General features: G+C 65.4%; 24 protein-coding genes. 2 read left to right on the top strand and 22 right to left on the bottom strand.

Going from position 1 to position 24,761, the window contains the following annotated elements; genetic code table 11:
* Positions 1–3: 3 nt before the first annotated feature.
* Entirely contained in the window at positions 4–339 is a 336-nt protein-coding gene (locus tag H7347_RS03145) for a hypothetical protein (RefSeq protein WP_152821115.1), read from the bottom strand.
* A 97-nt stretch (positions 340–436) separates the two neighbouring features.
* Here H7347_RS03145 and H7347_RS03140 point away from each other — a divergent pair, with 97 nt between their 5' ends.
* A complete protein-coding gene (locus H7347_RS03140; RefSeq protein ID WP_152821113.1) occupies positions 437–826 on the top strand; it encodes an RNA polymerase-binding protein RbpA in 390 nt (129 codons plus the stop codon).
* Between the two features lie 35 nt (positions 827–861).
* Here the strand turns inward: H7347_RS03140 and H7347_RS03135 are convergent, their stop codons facing one another.
* The 17 genes from H7347_RS03135 to H7347_RS03055 are packed head-to-tail and all read right to left on the bottom strand — an operon-like array spanning position 862 to position 18,452.
* Positions 862–1,665 (bottom strand): polyprenol monophosphomannose synthase, encoded by an 804-nt coding sequence (locus H7347_RS03135; protein WP_186337169.1) that lies wholly within the window; start codon positions 1,663–1,665, stop codon positions 862–864.
* Between the two features lie 11 nt (positions 1,666–1,676).
* Positions 1,677–3,119 carry an apolipoprotein N-acyltransferase gene (gene lnt, locus H7347_RS03130; protein WP_152821109.1) on the bottom strand — a complete coding sequence of 481 codons (1,443 nt, stop codon included), beginning with the start codon at positions 3,117–3,119 and terminating at the stop codon, positions 1,677–1,679.
* Positions 3,120–3,605 carry an FxsA family protein gene (locus H7347_RS03125; protein WP_186337168.1) on the bottom strand — a complete coding sequence of 162 codons (486 nt, stop codon included), beginning with the start codon at positions 3,603–3,605 and terminating at the stop codon, positions 3,120–3,122. It abuts the gene before it with no gap.
* A gap of 13 nt (positions 3,606–3,618) precedes the next feature.
* Positions 3,619–4,275: a precorrin-6A/cobalt-precorrin-6A reductase gene (locus tag H7347_RS03120; protein WP_186337167.1), complete on the bottom strand. Its 657-nt coding sequence runs from the start codon at positions 4,273–4,275 to the stop codon at positions 3,619–3,621.
* Positions 4,276–4,297: 22 nt separating this feature from the next.
* The gene (locus H7347_RS03115; protein WP_152821106.1) at positions 4,298–5,026 is read right to left on the bottom strand and encodes an SDR family oxidoreductase; all 729 of its coding nucleotides are present in this window, start codon (positions 5,024–5,026) and stop codon (positions 4,298–4,300) included.
* The gene (locus H7347_RS03110; RefSeq protein ID WP_152821104.1) at positions 5,023–6,120 is read right to left on the bottom strand and encodes a Xaa-Pro peptidase family protein; all 1,098 of its coding nucleotides are present in this window, start codon (positions 6,118–6,120) and stop codon (positions 5,023–5,025) included. Before H7347_RS03110 ends, H7347_RS03115 begins: the two co-directional genes overlap by 4 nt.
* A 19-nt stretch (positions 6,121–6,139) precedes the next feature.
* A complete protein-coding gene (locus tag H7347_RS03105) occupies positions 6,140–8,758 on the bottom strand; it encodes an RNA helicase (protein ID WP_152821102.1) in 2,619 nt (872 codons plus the stop codon).
* Complete coding sequence (gene tatC, locus H7347_RS03100; protein WP_152821363.1) at positions 8,759–9,610, bottom strand: twin-arginine translocase subunit TatC; 852 nt, start codon at positions 9,608–9,610, stop codon at positions 8,759–8,761.
* A gap of 31 nt (positions 9,611–9,641) precedes the next feature.
* A complete protein-coding gene (tatA, locus tag H7347_RS03095) occupies positions 9,642–9,872 on the bottom strand; it encodes a Sec-independent protein translocase subunit TatA (protein ID WP_152821100.1) in 231 nt (76 codons plus the stop codon).
* Positions 9,865–10,815: a YafY family protein gene (locus H7347_RS03090; RefSeq protein WP_152821098.1), complete on the bottom strand. Its 951-nt coding sequence runs from the start codon at positions 10,813–10,815 to the stop codon at positions 9,865–9,867. Before H7347_RS03090 ends, tatA begins: the two co-directional genes overlap by 8 nt.
* Positions 10,812–11,738 (bottom strand): YafY family protein, encoded by a 927-nt coding sequence (locus tag H7347_RS03085; RefSeq protein WP_186337166.1) that lies wholly within the window; start codon positions 11,736–11,738, stop codon positions 10,812–10,814. The genes H7347_RS03090 and H7347_RS03085 overlap by 4 nt, the downstream gene beginning before the upstream one ends.
* Entirely contained in the window at positions 11,719–13,059 is a 1,341-nt protein-coding gene (gene pafA / locus H7347_RS03080) for a Pup--protein ligase (RefSeq protein WP_152821094.1), read from the bottom strand. The genes H7347_RS03085 and pafA overlap by 20 nt, the downstream gene beginning before the upstream one ends.
* 5 nt (positions 13,060–13,064) lie before the next feature.
* Positions 13,065–13,256, bottom strand: coding sequence for a ubiquitin-like protein Pup (locus tag H7347_RS03075; protein WP_152821093.1), 192 nt, complete (start codon positions 13,254–13,256; stop codon positions 13,065–13,067).
* Between the two features lie 18 nt (positions 13,257–13,274).
* Entirely contained in the window at positions 13,275–14,795 is a 1,521-nt protein-coding gene (dop, locus tag H7347_RS03070) for a depupylase/deamidase Dop (RefSeq protein WP_152821091.1), read from the bottom strand.
* Entirely contained in the window at positions 14,773–16,335 is a 1,563-nt protein-coding gene (gene arc / locus H7347_RS03065; protein WP_152821089.1) for a proteasome ATPase, read from the bottom strand. The genes dop and arc overlap by 23 nt, the downstream gene beginning before the upstream one ends.
* Before the next feature lie 29 nt (positions 16,336–16,364).
* On the bottom strand, positions 16,365–17,201 hold the full coding sequence (locus H7347_RS03060; protein ID WP_152821086.1) for a tRNA (adenine-N1)-methyltransferase: 837 nt from the start codon (positions 17,199–17,201) through the stop codon (positions 16,365–16,367).
* Between the two features lie 30 nt (positions 17,202–17,231).
* A complete protein-coding gene (locus H7347_RS03055) occupies positions 17,232–18,452 on the bottom strand; it encodes a M18 family aminopeptidase (RefSeq protein WP_152821084.1) in 1,221 nt (406 codons plus the stop codon).
* A 34-nt stretch (positions 18,453–18,486) separates the two neighbouring features.
* Between H7347_RS03055 and H7347_RS03050 the strand changes: the two genes are divergently transcribed.
* Entirely contained in the window at positions 18,487–19,281 is a 795-nt protein-coding gene (locus tag H7347_RS03050; RefSeq protein ID WP_152821082.1) for a RecB family exonuclease, read from the top strand.
* Here the strand turns inward: H7347_RS03050 and H7347_RS03045 are convergent.
* From H7347_RS03045 to hisG, 4 genes are all read right to left on the bottom strand, one after another.
* Positions 19,278–20,924 carry a formate--tetrahydrofolate ligase gene (locus tag H7347_RS03045; protein ID WP_152821080.1) on the bottom strand — a complete coding sequence of 549 codons (1,647 nt, stop codon included), beginning with the start codon at positions 20,922–20,924 and terminating at the stop codon, positions 19,278–19,280. The genes H7347_RS03050 and H7347_RS03045 overlap by 4 nt on opposite strands.
* A 29-nt stretch (positions 20,925–20,953) precedes the next feature.
* On the bottom strand, positions 20,954–22,261 hold the full coding sequence (locus H7347_RS03040) for an anaerobic C4-dicarboxylate transporter (protein WP_152821078.1): 1,308 nt from the start codon (positions 22,259–22,261) through the stop codon (positions 20,954–20,956).
* A 100-nt stretch (positions 22,262–22,361) separates the two neighbouring features.
* Positions 22,362–23,840, bottom strand: a complete 1,479-nt coding sequence (aspA, locus tag H7347_RS03035; RefSeq protein WP_152821076.1) for an aspartate ammonia-lyase — start codon at positions 23,838–23,840, stop codon at positions 22,362–22,364.
* 67 nt (positions 23,841–23,907) lie between these two features.
* Positions 23,908–24,750, bottom strand: a complete 843-nt coding sequence (gene hisG / locus H7347_RS03030) for an ATP phosphoribosyltransferase (protein WP_152821074.1) — start codon at positions 24,748–24,750, stop codon at positions 23,908–23,910.
* Between the last annotated feature and the right edge of the window lie 11 nt (positions 24,751–24,761).

Genomic DNA, 24,761 nt, shown 5'->3' with positions numbered 1-24,761 from the left:
GATCTACCTCAACTTTTCTATGGATCGCGCTAGGGATACAAGCTCGGAGCACAGGCCTTGTAGTTCTTCTTCACCGGCTCCCTCGCGGGCGGCGGTGGCGATGTCCTCCGCGGAACAGCGCAGTTCGAAGAGGGAATCCTGGAGCCTTTCGGCGCGATCCGCCGTCATGATGACGGCGTCCTCGGGAATGCGCGTGCCGGTGATATTGTGCCGCTGTTCGTAGGCGCGTTGTTTGCAGGAGGGGCTGCAGTATTTCTTGGGGCGGCCTCGGGTGGAGGCCGCCATTTCCTTGCCGCACCAGGTGCATCGTGGTTGCTTCTTATGCGTCACGTGACTCATGTTAGCCCATCGGAGGCGGTGGGGAACAAACATCGTGGGCGATTCGTTATACTCGCGTAGTTGGTACTAAAAGCGGGATGTAAAGGATGATGCTGCAATGGCAGATCGGGTGCTTCGAGGCAGCCGCATGGGTGCGGTGAGCTACGAGACGGACAGGGATCACGACCTGGCCCCCCGTCAGATGGTGAAGTACCGCACGGAATCCGGGGAGGTCTATGAGGTTCCCTTCGCGGACGATGCAGAGATCCCCGGCGAATGGATGTGCAGGAACGGCCAGCTAGGTATCCTTATCGAGGGTGAGGGCGTCGATGCCAAGCCGGTGAAACCCCCGCGCACGCACTGGGATATGCTCCGCGAGCGACGCAGCATCGAGGAACTCGACGAGCTGCTAGAAGAACGTATCGAGGCGCTGCGGAAGCGTCGTCGCAACGCGGCCAAGCTCCTCAAACAGCAGAAGGAAGAGGAAGCCGCCAAGGCCGCGCAGTAGCCTGAGGCGTGGGCCGCAGCGCTTTCCGAGCGATATTAGATACGGTGCTTGCGGCGGAAGCGACGCACCTCGTGTCCCACGATCTTGCGGGTCTCCGCGTACAGCTGGCGCACCTGCTCACCACGGTGCGCCAGCCCCCACTTGGTCACCTGAGTTAGGCTATCCTTGACGAAGCTACCGTCGAGTTTGGATTCTCCTATCTCGCGTTCCGTGAACGTGATGGGTACCTCGCGCACGTCGTGGCCCGCCTCCACGGCTCGCCACGCCAGATCCACCTGGAAGATGTAACCGGCCTGGGCCAGCTCGTCGAGGTCCATCTCCGCTAATATTTCGCTGCGGTAGGCGCGGTATCCGGCCGTCATATCGGAGAGCCCTGCGCCCAGGGCCAGGGAAATATACAGGTTACCCGCCTTGGAGAGCAACCAGCGCTGCCACGGCCAATTCACCACGCGCCCGCCGGTGATGTACCGAGAGCCGATCGTTAGATCCGCCCCGGCATCGATCTCCTGTAAGAGTAGGCGCAGCTGCTCGGGTGCGTGGGAGCCGTCCGCATCCATCTCGCAGAGCACGGTATAGCCGCGTTCCAGGCCCCATTGGAATCCCGCCACGTAGGCGCCGCAGAGTCCGCCCTTGCCCGCGCGGTGGAGCACGTGTACTCGATCGTCCTCCGTGGCGAGGCTGGTCGCCTTGTCCCCGGTGCCGTCGGGGCTGTTATCGTCGACGATGAGGACGTCGACTTCGGGAGTGGCGGCGCGCACTCGTCCAACGATGAGCGGGAGATTTTCCAGCTCGTTATAGGTGGGAATGATCACGAGCGTCGCATCGCTGGGACGAGCCACTAGTTTACTCCTTATAGCCGGGATGAAGATGAGCGTCGGCGCCATACGGCAACGAGCACACTGAGTGTACCTATGATAACGATGCTTGCTTGTACCCAGAAACCGAATCGCATAGCGGGCGTCACGGAGTCTCGCAGCTCCAGTGTGTCCACCAACGTGGCGGGTTCGAAGATCTTCGTCTCCGCGCGCACCCACCCGTCCGGGTCGATGATTGCGGAGACGCCGGAGGTCGCGGCCACCACCACCGCGCGATCGGTCTCTATGGCCCGCAGGCGGCTCATGGCCAGCTGCTGATAGGTCATGTCGGTAAAGCCAAAGGTGGCGTTGTTGGTGGGCGTGGTCAGAAGCTGCGCCCCGTGAGCAATCGCGGAACGGTATGCCTCGTCGAAGATCACCTCGTAGCACGTGGCCACCCCCAGGGTAATGCCCCCGGCGTGCACCACGCCGGGGCCGGAACCCGGCTGGAAGTCCCCGGCGCGATCCACGTAGGGGGATACGCGACGCAGCAGCGAGCGCAGCGGCATCGTTTCGCCAAAGGGTTGGAGGAACTTTTTGTGGTGGTACTCCCCCGGCCCGGTCGTGGGATCGAAGACCATCATCGTGTTGTGCGGACCTTGCTCGTCGGAGGTGAGCGTGCCCACTAGCACGGGGGCCTGCGCGGCGGCCACCGCGCGATCCACCAGCTCGCGGGCGCGGGAATCGGTCAGGGGATCGACGTCGGCGGCGTTTTCCGGCCAGATCACCAGGTCCACCGGCTCGTTGAGCCGCTGTGTTTGGCGCACGTGGTTGGCTAGCACGGCGCGGCGTTGGGCGTTGAAATCAAGCCCCATGCGCGGCACGTTGCCCTGGATCGCCGCCACGCGAACCTCGCCCACGTTCTCGGACTTGGGCCATTGGGCGAGACCGGCGCCCAGCCCCAGGGGAATCAGGGCGCACACAGCCGCCAGACGCGCCGAATGGCGTAACTGGAAGAGAGCACAGCCCACGATGGCCGCCCCGAAGGTAACCAGCGTGGGGCCGCCGAGGAAGGCCAGGTGCGCCAGGGGTCCATCGACCTGGCCCCACGCTAAGCGCACCCACGCAAAACCGCCGAAGGGCCAGGAAGAACGAGCGTATTCCACCGCCACCCACCAGGCGGGAAAGAGGAGGACGCTACCGCGGCGCAGCGCTACGCCGCCGAGGCCGATGAGGATGCCGAAAAGCGCCAGGGCCACGCTCAGCGCGATGTAGGGACCGGGCCCGACGAACTCCCCGACCCACGGTACTAGGAGTAGAAAGAGACACAGCGCCTGCACGAACCCCACAAGGGCCCCTTCCCGCAGGCTCCGGGCGTGGCGCAAGGCGTGATGTAACAGGCCTAGGCCGACGATCCCGGCGGGCCACCAGCCCAGGGGCGCATAGGAGGCAAAGACCAGCAGGCCCGAGGCCGCCGCAGCCACCAGGCGCCAGATCATTTAGCGGAAATCCTCCGGTGTGATGTTGCGGCTCCACCGCTGGACTTCGTCCTCGTCGATGACCTCTCCCCCGGCGAAGGAACCGTAGCTGGTGCGTTGCCGGTATGCGCTCGCCCGCTCGAAGCTGCGCATCCCTACCTCCTCGATCCGGGCGCGTAGCTTCTTGGCGAGGGTACGTCGAATCAGGGAGCGGGTGGGCGGGATAATGAGCAACAGACCCGCCACCGCCGTGGCGAAGCCGGGTAGCCCCACCAGGAGTGCGCCGGCGGCGATGAGCCCGTAGTTACCCATCGCTTCCCCTGGGCGCAACCGCCCGGCTGCGGTGGATACCGCGATGGAGCGCATCTCGTAGGTGGCCAGGAAAAGGCCGCCGAAAAAGACCAGGATCAGGGACACAAGTGCCCATCCCACGCCGATGAGGTGGGCCACGGCCCAAAACGTGAGGGCCTCGATCACGATATAAGGTACGGCAAGAAAAAGTGGCACCCCACCAACCTACCTATATTGCCGCGACGACGTCTTGGGGAGTGGTGGCCACCGTCGCGGCCCCCAGGGAGGGCCGGGTAATGAGCGCCACCGGGATGCCCAGCGCTGCGGCCGCGGCGACGGTGGCGGCCAGGTCGGGGCGCCCGGTATCGCTGAGGATGACTCCGTCGATCTGATGATCGCGCATGAGCTTTTTTTCCTCGTTCAGGTCGCCTACGCGCGGTGGCAGGACCCGGTGCCGGGCCGGGGCAGCGCCACGGCGCGGGCGCTGTTGTTGACGCAGCACGTAGAGATTATCGGAATCCGCGGCGAGCTCGGGGGCGAGGTCTATCCCTTCCGTGTCCACCAGGATGTGATGCCAATTGCGTCGCGCCCAGGCGGCGGTGTCGGCGGGGAGCGGGGTCTCGAGGATGGGTGCGATCTCCCAGCGCTGCGGGGAATAGACCACCAGGGCTACGCCGGTGGCGTGAGCGGCCTCTGCGATGTCGGCGTGTGCGGGATCGAAGGGATGCGTGGCATCCACCAGCGCCTCGATTCGCTCGCGCACCACCAGGGCCGCCAATTCCGCCGGGCTAGCGGGCAGCGCCGTGGTGACCTCCCAGCCCGCGGCGGTCAGGGCGTGCACCACCCCGGAAAATCCCGCGGCGCCACCGATAACTAAAACGCGCATGCGCATACGATTGCTTACCTCCTCATCGCGGCATTTTACGCCAGAGGCATCGTGGCACCAGACGCATGGCCCAGGCCAGGAACCGCAGCCTGCCGGGTATCCATAGGGTGCGGCTACCGCGATCGCGGGCAATCTCCGTGGCGACCGCCTCGGCCACCTGGTGTGGGTATACCGACATCGGCGCCGGCTTCATACCCCGGGTCATGCGGCCGATCACGAAGCCGGGTCGGGCGGTGATCAGGCGCAACGGGCCACCGTGAAGCCGGTCGGCCAGGCCCTGGCAGAAGGCATCGAGGCCGGCCTTGGTGGAACCGTAGACGTAATTGGCACGCCGGGCCCGCCACCCGGCGATGGAAGAAAACGCCACGATGGTGCCGCGCTCCATCACCTGGGTCAGCGCCGTGAGCGCAACCACCTGGGCGGTGTAATCCACGGTGGCGATGTGTGCCGCGTGTCGCTCGTCGGCCTCTGCTCGCTCCTGTTCCCCCAGTATCCCAAAGCACACCAGGGCAATCTCGATGGGCCCAGCCAGGCGGGCGGCCTCCTCGATCACGGTGCGGTGCGAGGGCAGGTCGGTGGCGTCGAAGAAGAGCGTATGTGCGCTGAGCGCCCCGGCATCGAGGAAGCGGCGGGGGTCGAGATCCCCGGGGCGCCGGGCCGCCAGCACGACGCGGCGACCCCGGCACAGATGGGTGGCAAGCTTGCCGCCGATATCGCTGGTGGCTCCCAGTACCAGGAGCGTCCCGCTCATCGCAGGTGCCTCGGCTGGGTGTTGAGCCGTTCGCAGCCCTCGGTGGTTACCACCACGATATCTTCGATCCGGGCACCGTACTCGCCTTCCAGGTAGATGCCCGGTTCGATGGAGAACGCCATGCCCTCTTCTAGCACCAGATCGTTGCCCGCCATGAGGAAGGGCTCCTCGTGCGTGGACAGGCCGATACCGTGGCCGGTGCGGTGGAAGAATTCCTTGCCGTAGCCGGCCTCGGCGATGATCCGGCGCGCCACGTCGTCGATCTGCGCGGCCGTCACTCCGGGGCGCACGGCCGCACAAGCGGCCTCCTGCGCCTCGCGCAGCACTCGGTACATCTCCGGTTCCTCACCCGAACCGCCCACGAGGTAGGTGCGGGTGCAATCGGAGTGATAACCCGCACCGTAGGTACCGCCGATGTCTACCACCACCATTTCCCCGGCGTGCAACTCGCGGTCGGAAAAGCAGTGGTGCGGGTTGGCTCCGTGAGGGCCTGAGCCCACGATGATGAAGTCCACCGCGTGGTGCTCTCGTAGGATGAGGACGCGCAGGTCCTCGGCCACGTCGGCCTCCGTGCGTCCCGCGCGCAGGAGGCCGGGGACGCGGGCGTGGACGGCGTCGATGGCCGTGGCCGCGGCGCGCAGCTGAGCAAGCTCGGCCTGGTCCTTGCGCATGATGAGTTCCTTGAGCGCCTCGGTGGCCAGAATCATCGGGCGGTTGGCATAACGCACCTGGAGGGCCAGCACGTGCGCGGTGGTCAGGGATGCACCCAGCCCGATGGGGCCTGGGGTCGGAAGATCCACAAGAGCGTGGGGGTCATCCCCGTCGGCCCAGCCGCGCACGGTCACGCCGAGTTCCGCGAGTAGGTCGGGGCGGAAGTCCGCGAGGTCCGCCTTGGGCGCGATCAGGCAGGGTGCGCCCTGGGCGGGGATGACCAGGGCGCTGAAGCGCTCGTGAGTCGAGGCCCAGGAGCCTAGAAAGTAGGCCAGCTCCGCGCCGGGGCCGATGATGAACCCGCTGAGGTTGCGCTCCCGGCCGAGCTCGGCGGCGCGGCCGAGGCGGGTGGCGTACATGGTGGAATCGAAGCGCTGCGTCATAGGGGTCTATCGTAATGCGTTAGAGTCCCAGCGCCACCACGCCGCGGCGGATGGTCTGGGTGGCCCGGCGCGCCTGAGACCTGGTGTGGTCGCTGTAGGCCGTGGTGGCGATTTGTTCTAGGAGATCGACCACCTGGCGGCACCAGCGCACGAAGTCTCCCGGGCTGAGTTCGGCCCCGCACTGGGCGGCCGCCGCGAGGCAGTATCCCAGCGGGGCGCCGGCGGTCCACTGGTGCAAAGCCAGGGCGAAGGCTCCCTCGGGTGCCGGGGTGAGCGGGAGACGATGGCGTTGTTCGTCGCGGGTGAGCTCCGCCCATACGCGCTCGGTGGCGGCCATGGCACCGGCCATGGCCTCGGTGGCTGCGCCGGCCTCACCCTGGGTGGCCTTGCGGTTATCGAACACGCACAGGGAGACCACCCCGGCGAGCTCGGCGGGGTCGAGGCCGTCCCAGATGCCGCGGCGTAGGCATTGGGCGACGAGGAGATCCGTGGTGCAGTGAATCCGAGCCAGGTTCTCCCCTTCCTCGGTGAGTGCGAGGGTGGGTGTGAGGTAGCCGAGTTCGGTGAGGAGGGCCAGGATCCGGCGGAAGGTGTGCGACAGGGTATCGCTGGCGGCGGCCTCCTCCTGGCGGCGCTCCTGATCGCGATAGCGCAGGATCTTCTCGGCGTGGCGAGCGAGGTATTCCCTGTCTCCGGGGGGCCAGTGGTGTGCGGGGTGGGCTCGTACCTCCTCGCGCAGACGGGTGATTTCCGCGGTGGGGCGGGTCCTGGCCTTGGTCTTGAGCCTGGTGGGGCCGGTGAAGCGTTGCAGGCTGCGCACGATGGTCCTGGTGTTCTTGTGGTGGTGGCCGGGGATACGCATGCGGCCCAGGCGCACGGGGGCATTGCGCAGGGAGTGCGGGTTGAGCCGACCCGTCCAACCGGTGTGGGCAATCATCAGGGGGCGCGGGTCACGGGTGTGACGAGCTGGCTCGACCACGACGGCGATCAACGGGCGCTTTGCCCCAGGTAGGGCGAGGACTTCCCCGCGTTCGGCGGAGGCCAGCAGGCGGGTGATCTCGGCTTCGCGTTGCTGCTGAGAGTGGGCGCGGTGGCGTTTCTCCGCGGCGGAAAGGCGTCGGCGCAGGGCGACGTAATCGAGTAAGTCTTCTAGGGTGCCGGGTGGGGCGAGGGCGGTGGTTACGCGGGTGAATTCCTCCTCCTGGGTGCGCAGTCGGGCGCGCGTGCGTTCCAGGGCGCGGGCCTCGGCTACCACGGAGGCGTTCGCCTGGAACTGGGCGAAGGACATCTCTAGTAGTTCCAGGGTGCGCTCGTACCCGTGACGACCCAGGAGGTTGACGGACATGTTGTAACCGGGCTGGAAGGTGGACACCAGTGGGTAGGTGCGGGTGGTGGCCAGGTCGGCCACGGCGCGCGGATCCAGCTCGGGGTTCCATTGCACCACGGCGTGCCCCACGGCGTCGATGCCGCGGCGCCCGGCGCGTCCGGTGAGCTGAGTATATTGGGCCGGGGTGAGGTCGGCGTGGGTCTCTCCGTTGAACTTGACGAGGCGTTCGAGCACCACGGTGCGCGCGGGCATGTTGATGCCGAGGGCCAGGGTCTCGGTGGCGAAGACGACGCGTAAGAGCCCCCGACTAAAAAGGTCCTCGACGATGTGCCGGAATGCGGGCAGCATGCCTGCGTGGTGAGCGGCGAAACCGCGCATGAGGGCGGCGCGCCACGGCCGGAAGCGCAGCACTTCCAGGTCCTCGGGTGGGATATCCGCCACGGCGGCGTCGATGGTCTCTGCGATGCGCTGGGATTCTTCCTGGGTGGTCAGTCGCAGCGCGGAACGCAGGCAGTCGAAGAGGGCGGTGTCGCAACCGGCGCGGGAAAAGATGAAGGTGATAGCGGGCAGCATGTCGCGGCGGCGGAGGGCTGCGATGACCTCGGGGCGTGCCGGGGGGCGGGTGCCGGTGGTGCCGTAACGCTCGGTGCGGCTAAGCAGGGTCGGTGAGACGTGCCGGGGATCCTGCGGATCGAGGAGGGGGTAGGCCATGGTGCCCACCATCATCCATGGGTGCAGCGGCACGGGGCGGTGTTCGGAAACGATCACGTGGGTGTCGCCGCGCACGGTGGAGAGCCAGCGGCCGAACTCTTCCGCGTTGGAGACCGTGGCCGAGAGACCGATGATCCGCACCGATTCGTCGAGACCGAGGATGACCTCCTCCCACACGGCCCCGCGGGAGGCATCCGCGAGGAAGTGGATCTCGTCCATGACTACGTGGCTGAGCAGGCGTAGGGCGTCGGCATCCGCGTAGATCATGTTGCGCAGCACCTCGGTGGTCATGACCACGATGGGGGCATCGCGGTTGATGCTCTGGTCTCCGGTGAGCAGGCCCACCCGATCTCGCCCGTAACGCCGGACGAGGTCGTGGTATTTTTGGTTGCTCAGCGCCTTGATGGGGGTGGTGTAAAAACAGACGGTGCGCTGGGAGAGAGCAAGAGAGACGGCGAACTCCCCCACGATGGTTTTGCCGGATCCGGTCGGCGCGCAGACGAGCGCGCTGTGCCCCTCTTCGATCGCCGCGCAGGCTTCTTCTTGGAAGGCGTCGAGGGGGAAATCGAGGGCTGCGGTGAAGTCTGCGAGGTGGGTCATCTAGAGAACGTCGTCGTAGTTGGCGGTGCTGATCGGGGCAGGGGCGGCGATGGGGTGAGATTCCTCGTCGGCGGCATCCAGCCAATCCGGGCGCTCGCGCTGGCGGCGCTTGTCATGCCAGCGGCAAAACTGCAGGGCCACCTCCACCAGGGCGGTCAGCGCACAGGTGAGAATGACCATGGAAACGGGTTCTTGCCCCGGTGTCATGAAGGCGGCGAAGATCGCCAGACCCACGATGATGTAGCGGCGTTTGTCTTTGAGTTGGTCGTACCTGATGACGCCGGCGATGTTGAGCATGACCAGCAGCAGCGGCACCTCGAAACTCACCCCGAAGATGAGCAGGAGGCTGAGCATGAAGCTGAAGTAATACTGGCCGGTCAGGGCCACTTCCTGGGCTTGGTCACCGATGGTGAGGAGGAACTCCAGCCCGTAGGCGAGGATGACATAGGCGAGCACCGCCCCGGAGACGAAGAGAAGGACGGCGATGGACACAAAGGAGGCCGTCCAACGCCGCTCGTTTTTGAGTAGGCCGGGGGTGATGAAGGCCCAGATCTGGCCCAGCCACACCGGAGAGGCGAGTACGGAGCCCACCAGCGCGCCAACCTTGAGCCGCAGCATGAACATCTCGAAGGGAGCCGTGGCGAGTAGGCGACACTCTCCCGAGGCACCCAGATCCACCCGCTTGCTGGGATCGACCGCGCAGTACGGGCCGCGCAGGATCTCGCCCAGGGAAGGCACTCCGAGAAAGGAGTGCTGGTACCAGATAAAACCCGCGATGGTGCCCACGCACAGGGCGATCAGCGAGATGATGACGCGCCGGCGCAGCTCCTGGATGTGTTCGACGATGGACATCGTGCCATCGGGGTTTTTCTTGCTCACGAATTTATAGGGTATCGCGGTAATCGGCGGTGGTCTGGGTGGGGGCAGCCTGGGGTTGGTTCTGAGTCAGGGGCTTGGGATCCTCGTCATCCTTGTGCATTTCCTTGACCTCGGACTTGAAGATGCGCATGGAGCGGCCCAGGGATCGTGCGGCGTCGGGAAGCCGCCGCGCACCGAAGAGGACGACGAGGAGAACCGCGATAATGAGAAGTTCGGGAACGCCTAGGTTAGGCATGAGGGGCCTTTCTATCGAACGTGGTGGTCTGCGAGCCATCATAGGCGGCGATGGCTCGCGATGCCCAGGTAGATACCTGTGAACTTACCCGAGTGGGGCTGAGCACCCGCAGCCGGTCCGCGTTGCTCAGCGCAAAGCGCACCAGCCACTGTTCGGAGGCATAGGGCATGGTGGCGGGCACCCACTGCGCGCCTCGATCCTCCGCCAGGCTCAGGGGATAATACTCGGCCAGCCACATCGCATCCCGGTGTACCTCCAGGCGCGCCTGACGATTCAGGCCGAAGGAGGAATCCACGCCCGTCGGTGCCTCGACGGGTGTGTCTATGACCTCCGGTGTGCTCATGCGATCCAGTCGAAAGGTGCGATGCCCCTCCTCCCAGGCGCTGAGATATTGGTAGCCGGAATCCAGCACCACCCGCAGCGGGGAGACCTCGCGCACCGCATCGGTATCGCTGCTGGCCGAGGCGTACCGGAAGCGCAGCTGTTTTTTCTCCGCGATGGCGAGGCGAATGCACTCCCCCACCGTAGAATCGCTGCGGGGAGGGGCGGAGTCGAAGATCGCGGTGGCTCCCGTGATGGCCCGGAGCTTGGCGGCGGCCGAGCGCACCGCGGGGACAGGCAGCAGCCCCGGTTGATTTTCTAGGGACTCCAGCATCATCAGCAGCACCGAGGCCTCGGCGGCGCTGAGCCGCAGAGCGCGATCCAGACCCTGGTTATTGGTGATGCGCACGGCGGTGTAGCTGTGCACCATGTCCACCAGGTTGTCCGGCATCAGCCCGGGTAGGCCGCAGCAAAACAGGCGATTGAGATCTGTCATGATCTCCTGGGGCGTTCGGCCTAGGTCGCGGGCCGCCTCGAACACGGAGCGGTCGGGGTGCGCCTCAAAGTACGGGATGAGGTTAAGCACGCGGACCAGCTCTTCTACCCGATGCAGGTTGCTCATTGCGCCTCCTTGAGCAGTGCGATGATTTCCGCGCGCAGTTCCTCGTCGTCGAGCAGGATCGCGTCCGGCCCGTGGGCCGCCACCGTGCGCACCAGCCAATCTCGATCCACTCCGCGAAGTTCCGCGATCTCCCCGGTCATCGTTGCGACCTCGCGCAGGGCCAGCACACGCCCCGGACGCAGCCACACCCGTGCGTCTACCCGCTGCCGATGCCGCTCCAGGGCAGTCACGACGATGGCCTGGAGATCCTGGCCATCAGCCTCGTGCTCGCGTTTGCCGATCTCGCGGAAGTCCGCGGTGCGCACCAGGCGGAAGGACCGCGGCTGACGGCGCTCCACGTCGAAGCCCACCAGGTAGAGCCGATCGCGGTGATTGACGATCCCCCAGGGATCCATCGCTCGCGTGGTGCCCCGGTAATGGAACTCTACGCGCCGTCTCCTCGTGATGGCCGCGACGAGGGCGGTCAGCGTGCGGGCGGAGACCCTATCCCAGTCCCCGCTGCCGGTGATCTCCGGGGAGGCCTCGCTCAGGTCTCGATGCGCACCACCGGCGGCGAGTTTGGCCCAGCCGGATCGCGCGAAGGCACCCAGCTGCCCGCCGCGTCCCATCTGACCGGCTACCCCCAGCACGGCGACCTCCTCGGCGGTGAACTCGATGGGCGGAAGTTCGTAGTCCTCCTCGCGCAGGCGGTAGGAGGCAACGCCGTCGCTTTTGCTCCGCTCCAGGGGCACCCCGGCCTGAGCTAGGGTGCGCAAGTCGCGCTGCAGGCGCTTGCGGGCGGTGTCCTCGCTGACTCCGCCGTATCCGGCCACGTGCTCGCGCAGCCACCGTCCGGTGAGGTAAGGCCGCCCGGTGCGGGTGGCGTGGAGGAAGGCGAAGGTGAGGTTCACCAGGCGTTCGAGATCACTGCCGCGCACGGCCATGATGCTCCTCCATATAGGAAACGAGGTCATCGACCCGGGCGTCCACGGCGGCAAAGGGGTCGTCGAGTTCAACCAAGCGCGGCTCGGGCCGATTAACCTTCAGGCGCAGCCAATCCGCCGTGACCGGTGCGTGAAGCTCCCGCGCGCGGGAGAGAAACTGCCCGCGCAGCCTTGCCCTGGTGGTTTGCGGCGGCGTGACGGTGGCCAGGGCGGCTTCTTCTTCGGTGATCCATCGGCGGATGAATCCCTTGGATTCCAGCACGCGGGCCAGGCCCCGACTGGGGCGAATGTCGTGGTAAGCGAGGTTGATCTGGGCCAGGCGCGGATGCTCCCACCCGCAATCTAGGCGCTGGCGGTAGCGTTCCAGCAGCGAATACTTGATGGCCCAGTCGATCTCCCGGTCAATGGCTGAGTAATCCCCCGTTTCCAGGGCGTCTAATACGCGCCGCCACAGATCCACCACGGCGCTTAAGTGAGGGTCCTGCGGGCGGTGAGCCAGCCATTCCTGTGCGGCCGCGCACAGTGCTGATTGGAGATCCAGGGCGCTGAGAGTGGTGCCATCCGTGAGCGTGAGGACAGCGCGAGCGTCCTTGTTGACGGCGCGGATCGCGGCGATGGGATCGGCCAACTCCCAGTCCGGTAGCGGGTATCCCTCCTCTATCATCTCCAAGACCAAAAGGGTGGAACCGACCTTGAGCGCCAGGGTGGGTTCGGCCATCACCGAGTCTCCCACAATCACGTGCAGGCGCCGGTAACGGGAGGAATCCGCGTGGGGCTCGTCGCGGGTATTGATGATGGGTCGCGAGCGGGTGGTGGCTGAGGACACCCCCTCCCACACCTGCTCCGCGCGCTGGGAAAAGCGGAAGGTCCCGTCGATGTTTCCGGCCCCACAGATGATCTGCCGGGTGACCATGAAAGCGAGCAATTGCCGACCCAGGGTCTTGAGCACCGTGCTCCGGCCGATGAGGTAGTTTTCGTGGCAGCCGTAGGAATTGCCCACGGAGTCCAGGTTGTTTTTGAACAGGTAGACCGGGGTGTCCAGAGCCTCCTGGGCTCGCAGCGCCAGCTCGTCTACCGCCGCGTCCCCGGCACGCTCGTGGGCGATAAGCTGCGGTATGCTATCGCATTCCGCCGTGGCGATCTCCGGGTGCGCGCCCACGTCGAGGTACAGGCGTGAGGCGTTGGGGAGAAACACGTTAGAGCTGGCGTATTTCTCCACCACGGGGCGAAACAGCTCTCGGGCGACGTCCTCGGGGCTCAGGCCCCGGCGGCCGGTGCTCAGCCCGTATTCGGTCTCTATGCCAAAGATCCGGCGGAACATGGCTCTTATTGTCCGCCCTTCTGAACGTAGGAGTTGACGAACTCCTCGGCGTTGTCCTCCAGGAGGCCGTCGATCTCGTCGAGGAGGTCGTCGGTGCCTTGGGTGTTGATCTGCACCTGGGCGTGATCCAGGGCCTCTCCTGCGGGATCGTCCTGGTTGCCGTCGGCGGTGCGGTGAAGGTGAGTGTGCTCGGACAAGGCAAAGACCTCCTTGGGTTAGGCAGTGGAAGGGGTGTAATGGTGGACGGAGTAGCCGCGTTTTTCCAGGCCGCGCAGGACCTCGGCGGCGCTGGTGGCCCTGGCTACCAGGTCGCCGACCTCGGCCTCGGTGAGGCGGCCGACTTCTGGCATAGAAAGACGCAGATCATCGAGAGCGAGGGACTGCCAGCTGGCCGCGGCGATCTCTGCCGGGAAGCGAGCCAGGAGCTGGCCGCGCAGCCACGCCCGGGAGTGGGCCGGCGGTGCGACGGCGGCTCGGGCAATCTCCTCGGCGCTGAGCAGGGTGCGCATTCTTTTCTTGCGCACCAGCGCACTATAGAGGCTGCGCTGCGGATCCACGTCGCTGTATTGCAGATCGATTAGGCGCAGTCGGGGATCCCCGGGCGTCGCCCCGCGTTCCTGGTAGGCGCGGATGAGCGCGTACTTGGCCACCCAGTCCAGCAGGTGCGCGGCCGCCATCGGGTCGTGGGCCAGCAGGGCCGCGGCTTCGTCCCAGGCGGCGAGCACCCGTGCGTCCGTCGCGCTGAGCGGGCGCACGCGCGCCCGGTACTGAGCCAGGATCTCCAGGGCGGTGAGCTCGCGGCCGTCGCGAAGCGCTAGACGCACACGCAGATCGAGGTCCCGGGAAACGCGGGTGAGATCCCCCACTGGGTCGCACAGGCGCAGATCACTAAAGTCCACCTCGGCCTCCACGGCGTCGATGACCAGGGAGGTCATTCCGAGCTTGAGCAGCGTGGAGGTGTGCGAGCGGTTGGCATCGCCCACGATGACATGCAGGCGGCCGTAGCGCTCGGCATCGGCGTGAGGCTCGTCGCGGGTATTGATGATGCCCCGGTTGAGCGTGGTCTCTAGGGAGACCTCCTGGCGGAAGTAATCGGCGCGCTGCGAGATCTGGAACCCGTCGTCCTGGCTTTCCTCGCCGATGCCCATGCGTCCGGCCCCCACCAGGACCTGGCGGGTGACGAAGAAGGGAATGAGGGCCTGGCTGAGTTCCTCGAAGTCCGTGTCCCGGGAATAATGATAGTTTTCGTGGGATCCGTAGGATGCCCCCTTGCCATCCACGTTGTTTTTATAGATTTTCAGCGGTGGGCAGGGTTCGTGTCCCTTGAGCACGGAGGTGTTGTGTTCGCTGAGCCGTTGCACATCCCGGATGGCCTGGGAAATGATGACGTCCCCGGCGGCGTCGTAGAGCAGGGCCTGCCAGGCATCGGCGCACTCCGGGGAGGAATACTCCGGGTGGGCGTGATCGACGTAGAGCCGGGCGCCGTTGGGCAACATGACGTTGGCCACGCCTACCGCGTCCGGGTCCACCACCGGAACCGTGTGGTAGCGGCGCAGATCGAAGCCGCGGGTATCTCGCAGGGGCGATTCGTCCTGATAATCCCAGCGCGAGCGCGCCCCGGTGTGCGCGGCGGCGTAGGCCACCACCGCGTGGCTGGAGGTGATAATGGGGCTGAGCCCGGGTTCGCTGGGCGTGGCGATCCCGTACTCCGTTTCAGTTCCCAGGAACCGTGCCATGGCTCTCACCATATCGAAGTGCCCGGGCCTCGATCACGCGCGCGTCCTGGCGTCCGACGATGCGCGACCATTCCTCCGGGTTGGAGGTATTAGGCAAATCCTCGCTTTCGCGCTGTTCCGCCGCCACTGCGGCGCGCATGTGGTCGGCGCTGATGCCCGCGCGGGAGGCCCCGGCTAGGTGCTCCTTGATGGCGATCTTCTTGGCCCGATCCACCACGTTGGCGATCATAGCCCCGGAGGCGAAGTCCCCGTAGTGGAGCACCGCCGTGGAGCCGTCGCTTAAGGTCAACTCCACGTAGGGGCGCGGGGCAAACATCTCCGCCACGGCGGCCTCGATGAGTTCCTCCGTGGGCTGCGCCACGGGAATAACCCCGCTGATGTAGCGGCGGAAGATATCGCGTGCGGCCTCGGGGCCAGGGCGCTCGATGCGGATCTTGACGTCCAGGCGCCCGGGCCGCAAGATCGCCGGATCGATCAGCTCCTCGCGGTTGGTGGCGCCGATGACGATCACATTGTGGAGGCTTTCGACCCCGTCGAGCTCCGTGAGCAGCTGAGGCACGATGGTGGTCTCCACATCCGAACTGCGTCCGGAGCCGCGGGTGCGAAAGAGCGACTCCATCTCGTCAAAGAAGATGATCACCGGCCTCCCCCCGGAGGCCAACTCCCGGGCGCGCTCAAAGATCGTGCGAATTTGCCGCTCGGTTTCCCCCACGTACTTGTTGAGCAGTTCCGGGCCCTTGACGTTGAAGAAGTAGGCGGCCGAGCCGCCGCGTCGGGATAGCGAGTGCGCCACGGCCTTGGCGATCAGCGTCTTTCCACACCCCGGAGGCCCGTAGAGCAAGACCCCCTTGGGCGGACGTAGATCGTAGGCGGCGTAGAGCTCCGGATGACTAAAGGGGAGCTCCACGGCGTCGTGAATCTGCTCGATCTGGGCGTCCAATCCCCCGATGTCCTCGTAGGTGACGCTGGGGACCTCCTCCAAGGAAAGCTGGGCGACCTCGGAGTGGGGCACGACCTCGAAGCCATAGGCGGATTTGGGGTCGTAGATGAGCGTGTCGCCCACCTTGGGTGGGTGCTCCAGCAGCGGGCCGGCCAGGCGGATGACCTGCTTGTCCCCCGTGGAATCCTCCACCACGGCCCGATGCCGCCCCATGAGCTGCTGGATGGTGGCCAATTGCCCGGTGGTGCGAAAACCGGTGCCCTCTAGCAGCTGGTGGCCCTGGCCCAGGCGGACCTCTGCGCCCGGCATGAGATCGGCCAGGCATACCATCGGGGACATGGGCACGCGCAGCCGCCGCCCCTGGCTCATGATCTCGGCCGAGGAGCCATCGTCCGAGCGTTCCAGGAACGTACCATAGGTTGAGGGCGGCGCGGCCATCTCCTCAAGCTGTTGATAGAGGTTAGAGAGCTTGTCGCGGGAAGACTTCAGCATCTCCGCCAGCTTGGCGTTGCGCTCCCCCAGATACTTGTTGTTGCGCTTGAGCTCCTTGACCTCATCGGCAAGATCGAGTGTCCAGGTGTCGGGGCGTGGGCTGGTCATGTGTCTAGCCTAGCCTAAGCAAATAACGGCTATCGACGCGCCTTACGCTGCGGGCGCGGCGGTGTCACCCCATTGGCCAGCCGACGCGCGCTCACCAGGAAGGCCGTGTGCGCGTTCATTCGGTGCTCCGGGCGGGTGGCCAGACCCTCCACCCGCCAATCACGCACCAGGGACTCCCAAGCGCGCGGTTCCGCGAAGCATCGCAGCTCGCGGATCGTCTCCATCGTGTTCATCAGCTGCGGCACGGTGGCTACGTAGGTCATCAGCACACCGCCGGGGATCAGCAGATCGCGGGCGGTATCCAGGAAATGCCAGGGCTCCACCATGTCCAAGATGATCCGATCTACCGGCCCGCCGAGATCCGCGGCGCGCACCTGGCCAAAGTCTCCCAGGCGTGGGTGCCAGTTGGAGGGGCGGGAACCGAAGTAGTCGTCCACGTTATTCTCGGCGTACTCTAGGTGATCCTTGCGGATCTCGTAGGAAAACACCTCCCCCTTCTCCCCCACCGCTCGCAGCAGGGACATCGACAGCGCACCAGAACCCGCGCCTGCCTCCAGCACCCGCGCGCCGGGGAAGATATCGCCCTCCACCAGAATCTGGGCGGCATCCTTGGGATAAATCACGGCCGCCCCGCGGGGCATGGACAGGACGTGATCGACGAGCAGGTGGCGGAACAGGAGAAACTCGCTGCCCTGGACGGAACGCACCACGCTGCCCTCATCGAGACCGATGATGTCGTCGTGAAAGATCTGCCCCTTGTGGGTATGGAATACCCCGCCTTCGGTGAGCACGATGGTGAAATGCCGCCGCTTGGCGTCGGTAAGCTGAACGCGATCGCCGGGCTGGAACGGGCCGGAGTAGGCCATGAGGGGTGTTTCTCCTTAAAGACGGGATACCTAGCTGTCGATCAAGTATGCCTCAAGAGCCTCCCGGAACCACACCATGTCCTGGGCCCCGCACACCTCGCGGGCCGAATGCATGGATAGCAGCGGGATGCCCACATCTACCGTGTCGATGCCCAGGCGCGTGGCGGAGATCGGCCCAATGGTGGAACCGCAGGGCACCGCGTTATTACCGGCAAAGATCTGGGTGGGTACCCCGGCGGCCGCGCAGCAGCGCCGCCACATTGCCGTGGTGGCCGCGGTGGAGGCATAGCGCTGATTGGCGTTGATCTTCATCACCGGTCCGTGATTGAGCAGCGGGCGGTGCTCGGAATCGTGTTTCTCCGGATAATTGGGGTGCACCGCGTGGGCGGCATCGGCCGAGACCATGGTGGAACGCGCATACATGGGACGTGGATCGATCCCACAGGCGACCGCGATGCGATCGAGCACCTCTCCCAGCAGGGGTCCGGCCGCCCCGCGCGTGCTGGCGCTGCCGACCTCCTCGTGGTCGAAGGCTGCCAGCATCCACACATCCTGACCAGCCTCCCCGGAGGTTACCGCCCGGTCAAGCGCGCGCATTCCCGCGTATACCGAGGTCAGATTGTCCAGCCTGCCCGAGGCCAGCAGATCCCCGCTGAGCAGCCCCGGCTGGGCGTCCGCAAGGATAAGTTCGTGGCCGAAGATATCCTCGGGTGCGACACCCGCGGCCTGGGCGATGACCTCGCTGACCGTGGCCTCTTCCAGCGTGAGAATCGGTTGCACGTGCGTTTGCCTGTTGATCTCCGCGTCGCGGTCGAGATGAATGGCCAGGCGGGGCAGCCGAAATACCGGCTCCGTGCGGATCAGGGTGCTGGAACCATCCGCTAGTACCACCTCCCCGGCCAGGCATAACTCTCGATCGAACCAGGAGGACAGCAACGGCCCACCGTAAACCTCCACCCCGGCCTGTGGCCAGCCCGTGCTGCGTCGCTCCGGCTGAGGTTTGAGCATGAAACCAGGCGAATCGGTGTGCGCCCCGATGATGCGCACACCGGAATCCGGGCCCACGGAATCCGGAATCCACCACGCGATGATGGCCCCGCCTCGGCGCAGCAGGTATCCCCCGGACGGCAGCTCCCAGGTCGTGGCCGGATCCACCGGGCTAAAACCCAGGCGGCGGCCTACCTCGTGGGCGGCGTGGGCCGCGCTGGGAGAGGCGGACAGGAAATCGAGGAAGTCGATGCTTTCATTCATGCTCTCTAGTCAATCATGGTTAGGCTGGTAAGCCATGAGCTCTCCGGCCCTTTCCCCCTCGCGCGCCAACGACTACCAGCAATGTCCGCTGCTCTATCGTTTCCGCGCCATCGATAAGCTTCCCGAGCCCGCCACCGTGGCCCAGGTCAAGGGCACCCTTGTGCACGCTGTTCTCGAGGAATTGCATTCTTGGCCACGCTCTGAGCGCGACTACCCCGCCGCCGTCAAGAGGCTCGCGCCCAACTGGGAAAAGATGTGTCAGCAGGACCCGGAACTGCGGGAGCTGGTGCCGAAGACCTACCCCTTTTTAGTGGAGTGCCGCGGCCTGCTCAAGGGGTACTTCATGATGGAAAACCCCCAGGGATTCGACGCTCACTCCTGCGAGCAATACGTGGGAACCACCCTACCCAACGGGGTGCCGGTGCGCGGATTTATTGACCGCATCGACATCGCCCCCACCGGGCAGGTGCGCGTGGTCGACTATAAAACCGGTAAGAAGCCGCTGCCGCGCTACTCCCAGAGCGCTCAATTTCAGATGCGCTTCTACGCCCTGGTGTACTGGCGGTTGCACGGACGCATCCCCGATCAGCTCCGCCTCATGTACCTTAAGGTACGCGACGACATGGTGCTGGCCCCTTCCAAGGAGGAGCTGGAATACTTCGAGCGCGATCTCGCCCGGCTATGGGGGGATATCGTCAGCGATGGTCGGGAGGGAACCTTTGCCCCCAAGACCTCCAAGCTATGCGGCTGGTGTTCCTTCCAGGAACACTGCCCCGCTTTTGGCGGCACCCCGCCGGAGTACCCCGGCTGGCCCGGAGACGAGGGTTAGAACAGGCCGCTGACGGTCCCATCGGGGTCAATGTCGATGGCGTTGGCCGCGGGCTTCTTGGGCAGACCCGGCATGGTCATCACATTCCCGGTCAGCACCACCACGAAGCCGGCCCCGGTGCGCGGAATCAATTCGCGCACGTGCAGGGTATGACCTTGCGGTGCGCCGAGTGCGGAGGGATCGTCGCTGAAGGAGTACTGGGTCTTGGAGATGCACACCGGCAGCCGATCCCAACCGTGGCGGCGCAGCAGCACGAGATCCTTCTTCGCCCTGGGGGAAAACTCCACCGCCTCGGCGCCGTAGATTTCCCTGGCGATGATGGCGATGGATTCCTCCACCCCATCTCGAGGATCGTAGAGTGGGCGCGCCGGCCCGCCGAGGTTCTCCATGACGGTCTGGGCCAGTTCCTTCGCCCCCGCCCCGCCGTGCGCCCATACCTCCACCTCGCACAGCCGCACGCCTTCCGCCTCGGCCCACCGTTGCATCATTGCACGCTCCGCCGAGGTATCCCCGCTAAAGAGATTCAGCGCCACCACAGGTTCCACCCCGAACTTGCGCACGTTGCGCACGTGACGCTCCAGATTGACCAGACCTCGGCGCAGCGCCTCGGTATCCTCCACCGAGTAATCCTGCGCCGCACCATTGAACTTGAGGGAACGGATGGTGGCCACGACGACGGTACCCGCCACGTCCAGCCCGTAGCGGGCCTTGATATCGAAGAACTTCTCCGCCCCCAGATCGGAGCCGAAGCCCGCCTCGGTGACCACCACCTCCCCGCACTGCAACGCGGTGCGGGTGGCCAGCAGCGTGTTGCAGCCGTGGGCAATGTTGGCGAAGGGGCCGCCGTGCACCAGGGCCGGGGTACCGCCCAAGGTTTGCACCAGGTTCGGGTGCAGGGCGTCCTTGAGCAGTACCGCCAGTGCGCCCTGTGCCTGCACGTCCGAGGCCGTTACCGGCTCGCCGGAGTAGGTGTATCCAATCGTGATCCGGCCCAGGCGTTCCTTGAGATCCGCCGCATCCTCCGCCAGGCCCAGCACCGCCATGATCTCGCTGGCCGCGGTGATGGTGAACCCGGTTTCTGCGGGCACGCCGTGAGCCCTGCCACCCAGGCCGGTGATGACCCCGCGCAGGGAACGGTCGTTGACGTCCAGGCAACGCTGCCAGGTGACCTGACGCGGATCGATGCCCAAGGCGTTGCCCTGATGAATATGATTATCGATGAGCGCCGCCAGCGTGTTGGTGGCCGCGGCGATCGCGTGAAAATCGCCGGTGAAGTGCAGATTGATGTCCTCCATGGGCACCACCTGAGCGTAGCCCCCGCCAGCGGCCCCACCCTTGATCCCCATGACCGGCCCCTGGGAGGGCTCACGCAGCGCGGCGATGGCGTTGTGTCCCGCGGCGCGCAGCGCGTCGGCCAGGCCGATCAACACGGTGGACTTGCCCTCCCCCGCGGGGGTGGGAGACATCCCGGTGACCAGGACGAGCCGGCCCAGCTTGCGCTGCGGCAGGGCGCGAACATCCACCTTGGCCTTGGTAGCGCCGTAAGCGATGAGTGCGGTATCGGGGATGCCCGCGCGCCGGGCGATCTCGGTAATGGGCTCGAGGCGGTGTGCCTGGGCAATCTCGACGTCGGTGAGGCTCATGGCCTCTAGCCTAGCCGTGCGGACGGCGATCAGAGCAGAACCGAGCCGAAGAGATAGCCCAGCGCTACGGAGATGGCCGTATACACCACCCCTGGAAGGAGGAACGGGTGATTAAACACGGCCCTGCCGATGCGGGTGGAGCCGGTATCGTCCATCTCCACCGCGGCCAGCAAAGTGGGATAGGTGGGCAGCACGAAGAGGGCTGAGACCGCAGGAAAGGCGGCCACGGCGGTCAGCGGACTGATCCCCATGGCCAGCGCGGCAGGCATGAGGGCCTGGGTGGTGGCCGCCTGAGAGTACAGTAGCGCGGCGGCGAAGAAGAGTACCACGGCCAGCAACCAGGGGCTGGATTGGAGCACGGAGCCGGCCAGCGATTCGATGCCCTCCATGTTGTTCTTGATGATGGTGGTGCCCAGCCAGGCCACGCCCAGCACGCAGACGCAGGCGGACATACCGGAGCGGAAAACCTGGGTGGACAGGATATCTCCGGCCGGAATCTTGGTCGCCACGACGATGACGGTGGCGGCACTGAGCATGAGTGCCATGATGGCCTCGTTGCGCGGCAGCGTGGGGTCCTCGATGAGGCCCACCTGGGAGGAAGTGAGCGTGGCATAGAGCACCACCAGCACGATGGCGGCGAGGAAGATTCCCACGGAGACCGTGGCGGCGCGGGTGGGCGTATATCCGGATCCGATCGAGGGTTTCTTGACCAGGCCCTGCTCCACGCGTTCGCGGTAGTGGGGATCGTGCTCTAAATCCTTGCCCAGCCGATTGCACAGCCATGCGGTGGGAAAGATCGCCAGGAATGTCGCCGGTATCACCACCGCTAGCAGACTGAGGTAGGACACCCCCAGGGGTTCGAGAATCGAGGCCAAAAAGACCACGGCTGCCGAGATGGGCGAGGCGACGATGCCCATCTGCGCGGCCACCACCGCCACCGATAGTGGCCGCGAGGGGCGTACCTTGCCCTCCTTGGCCACCTCCACGATCACCGGCAGCGTGGAAAAAGAGGTATGCCCGGTGCCAGCAAAGACCGTCATGAGGTAGGTGACCACCGGAGCCCAGAACGTGATTTGGCGAGGATTGCGGCGCAAGAACCGCTCCGCCCAATACACCAGGAGATCCATTCCCCCGGCGCGCTGCATGGCAGCGATGGCGGCAATGACCGCCATGATGATGCCAATGACGTCGAAGGGAATATCCTCCCGGCTCACCGGAACGCCGGCGAGCCCCAGGAGCAAGACGCCGAGGCCACCGGCGAAGCCGATGGCGATGGAACCGAGCCGGGCGCCCAGTACGATCGCCGCGAGAACGATCGCAATGTGCAGGATAAGCATCGGAGAAAGCCCTTTCCGATATGCGGTTGTATGGCACCGCAATTATCCTGTGCGGGATATGGGCTGGGCAACTTCTGTGATATGGGTTAAGCCGCCGGGCTTAATCATCCAGATATATGGTGCCGCGGAACTCCGGGTGCATCAGGTTCTCTTTGGACAAGACCCGGTCCAGGGTTTCTTTATCCATGAGTCCCTTATCCAGCACGAGGTCTCGCACTTTGGCCCCGGTGGCGGCAGCCTCCTTGGCGATGAGATCGCCGTTGTGGTGGCCGATGAAGGGGTTGAGGTAAGTAACGATGCCGATGGAGTTCTCCACGTAGGCCCGGCACACCTCGGCGTTGGCGGTAATGCCCGTGACGCACTTGGTGCGCAGCGTGTCCGCCGCGTTGCGCAGAATGCGCAACGATTCGAACAGGGCCTCCCCGATCACCGGCTCCATCACGTTGAGCTGCAGCTGGCCGGCCTCGGCGGCCATCGTGACGGTGAGGTCGTTGCCAAAGACTTTGAAGCACACCTGATTGACCACCTCCGGGATCACCGGGTTGACCTTCCCCGGCATGATGGAAGAGCCCGCCTGGCGCGGGGGTAGGTTGATCTCGTGGAGACCCGCCGTGGGGCCGGAGGAGAGCAGGCGCAGGTCGTTGCAGATCTTGGAGAGCTTCATCGCGGCCCGCTTGATAGCCGAGTGCGCCAGGACATAGGCACCGGTATCGGAGGTGGCCTCGATGAGATCCTTGGCGGACTTGATTTCTAGGCCGGTGGTCTCGCTGAGCGCGGCCACCACCTGGTGCCGGTACCCGGCCGGGGTATTGACCCCGGTGCCGATGGCCGTGGCCCCGAGATTGACCTCCAAGAGGCGTTCGGCGGCGGTGCGCATGATGGCCTGCTCCTCGCTGAGGTTGGAGGCAAAGGCTCGGAACTCGTCGCCCAGGGTCATGGGAACGGCGTCTTGGAGCTGCGTGCGTCCCATCTTGAGGATGTCCTCGAACTCCGCTCCCTTGGCCTGGAAAGCGGACTGGAGGGCATCGTAGGCCTCGATGAGGCGCATCAGCTCGTTGTGCACCCCCAGGCGGAAGCCGGTGGGATAGGCATCGTTGGTGGACTGCGACATGTTCACGTCGTCGTTGGGGTTGATGATGTCGTAGGAACCCTTGGGCTCGCCTAAGTGTTCCAGAGCGAGGTTTGCGATCACCTCGTTGGTGTTCATGTTGAGGCTGGTTCCGGCCCCGCCTTGGAAGAGATCGATGGGGAATTGATCCATGCAGCGCCCCTTGTCCAGGATCTGGTCGCAGGCCCAGATAATCGCCTCAGCCTTCTTGCGGGGCAGGGTGTGTAGGCGGCGGTTGGCCATTGCGGTGGCCTTTTTCACCTGCACCATGCCGCGGATGAATGCGGGCACCTGGTTGATGGTGTTGCGTGAAATCTGGAAATTCTCCACGGCGCGCAGGGTGTGAATGCCGTAGTAGGCGGAGGAGGGCACCTCCATGGTTCCCAGTAGATCCTCCTCCGTTCGAGTACCCGGGGTGGGGGTGCTCGCTTCCTGATTCTTAACCTTGGCAGTCTTTTTGGACGTGGCCATGGGGAAACGGCGTCCTTTCTCGATGGGGTGAATTGACGCCTCCATCCTAGCGAGGATGTGGTTTTGCCTAGATCCTCGCTATACGTAGATCCGTGGCGAGGATTGCCTCCGCACCCACCCCGGCCAGGGCGTCCATGACCTCGTTGGCCTCCGCGCGCGGGATCATGGCCCGTACCGCCACCCAATGAGGCCTGGTCAGCGGCGAAATGGTGGGGCCGGACAGGCCCGGTGTGATGGCGGTGGCCTCGTCTAAGCGTTCGCGCTCGACGTTATAGTCGAGCATTACATAGTGATGCGCGTGGACAATTCCCTCAAATCGCCGCAACATCACACGCTGCTCGGGGGTAATTTCGGGGGTGCGGCTGACTACCACGGCCTCCGAGTGGCAGATCGCTTCTCCGAAGGGCTCCAGGCCCTGCTGGCGCAGGGTGGCGCCGGTGGAAACGACGTCCGCGATCGCGTCCGCGACGCCGAGCTTGATGGAGACTTCCACGGCCCCATCCAGCCGGATCACGGTGGCCTCGATCCCCTGCTGCTCCAGGTAGGTACCCACCAGGTGCGGGTAGGCCGTGGCTACGCGCCGCCCCTCCAGGTCTGCCACCGTCCACTGCTGGCCTGTGGGGGCGGCGAATCGGAATGTAGAAGCGCCAAAGCCCAGGGAGAGCACCTCAACGACCTCGGCCTGGGCGTCTGCGGCCAAATCCCTGCCGGTGATCCCCAGGTCCAGCTGCCCCGAGGCCACGTAGATGGCGATGTCCTTGGGGCGCAGGAAAAAGAACTCTACGTTATTGGTGCGGTCGATCACAGTGAGGGCCTTAGGGTCCCGCCGGGTGGCGTAGCCCGCCTCCTTGAGAATGGTGGCGGCCACGTCGGCCAGGGCACCCTTGTTGGGCACGGCGATGCGCATCATGGTGAATTCTC

It is taken from the genome of Corynebacterium sp. zg-331 (assembly GCF_014267345.1).
Lineage (GTDB): Bacteria > Actinomycetota > Actinomycetes > Mycobacteriales > Mycobacteriaceae > Corynebacterium.
Note: the sequence above shows the minus strand (reverse complement) of the source record. Positions and strands in the feature narration are given on the sequence as shown.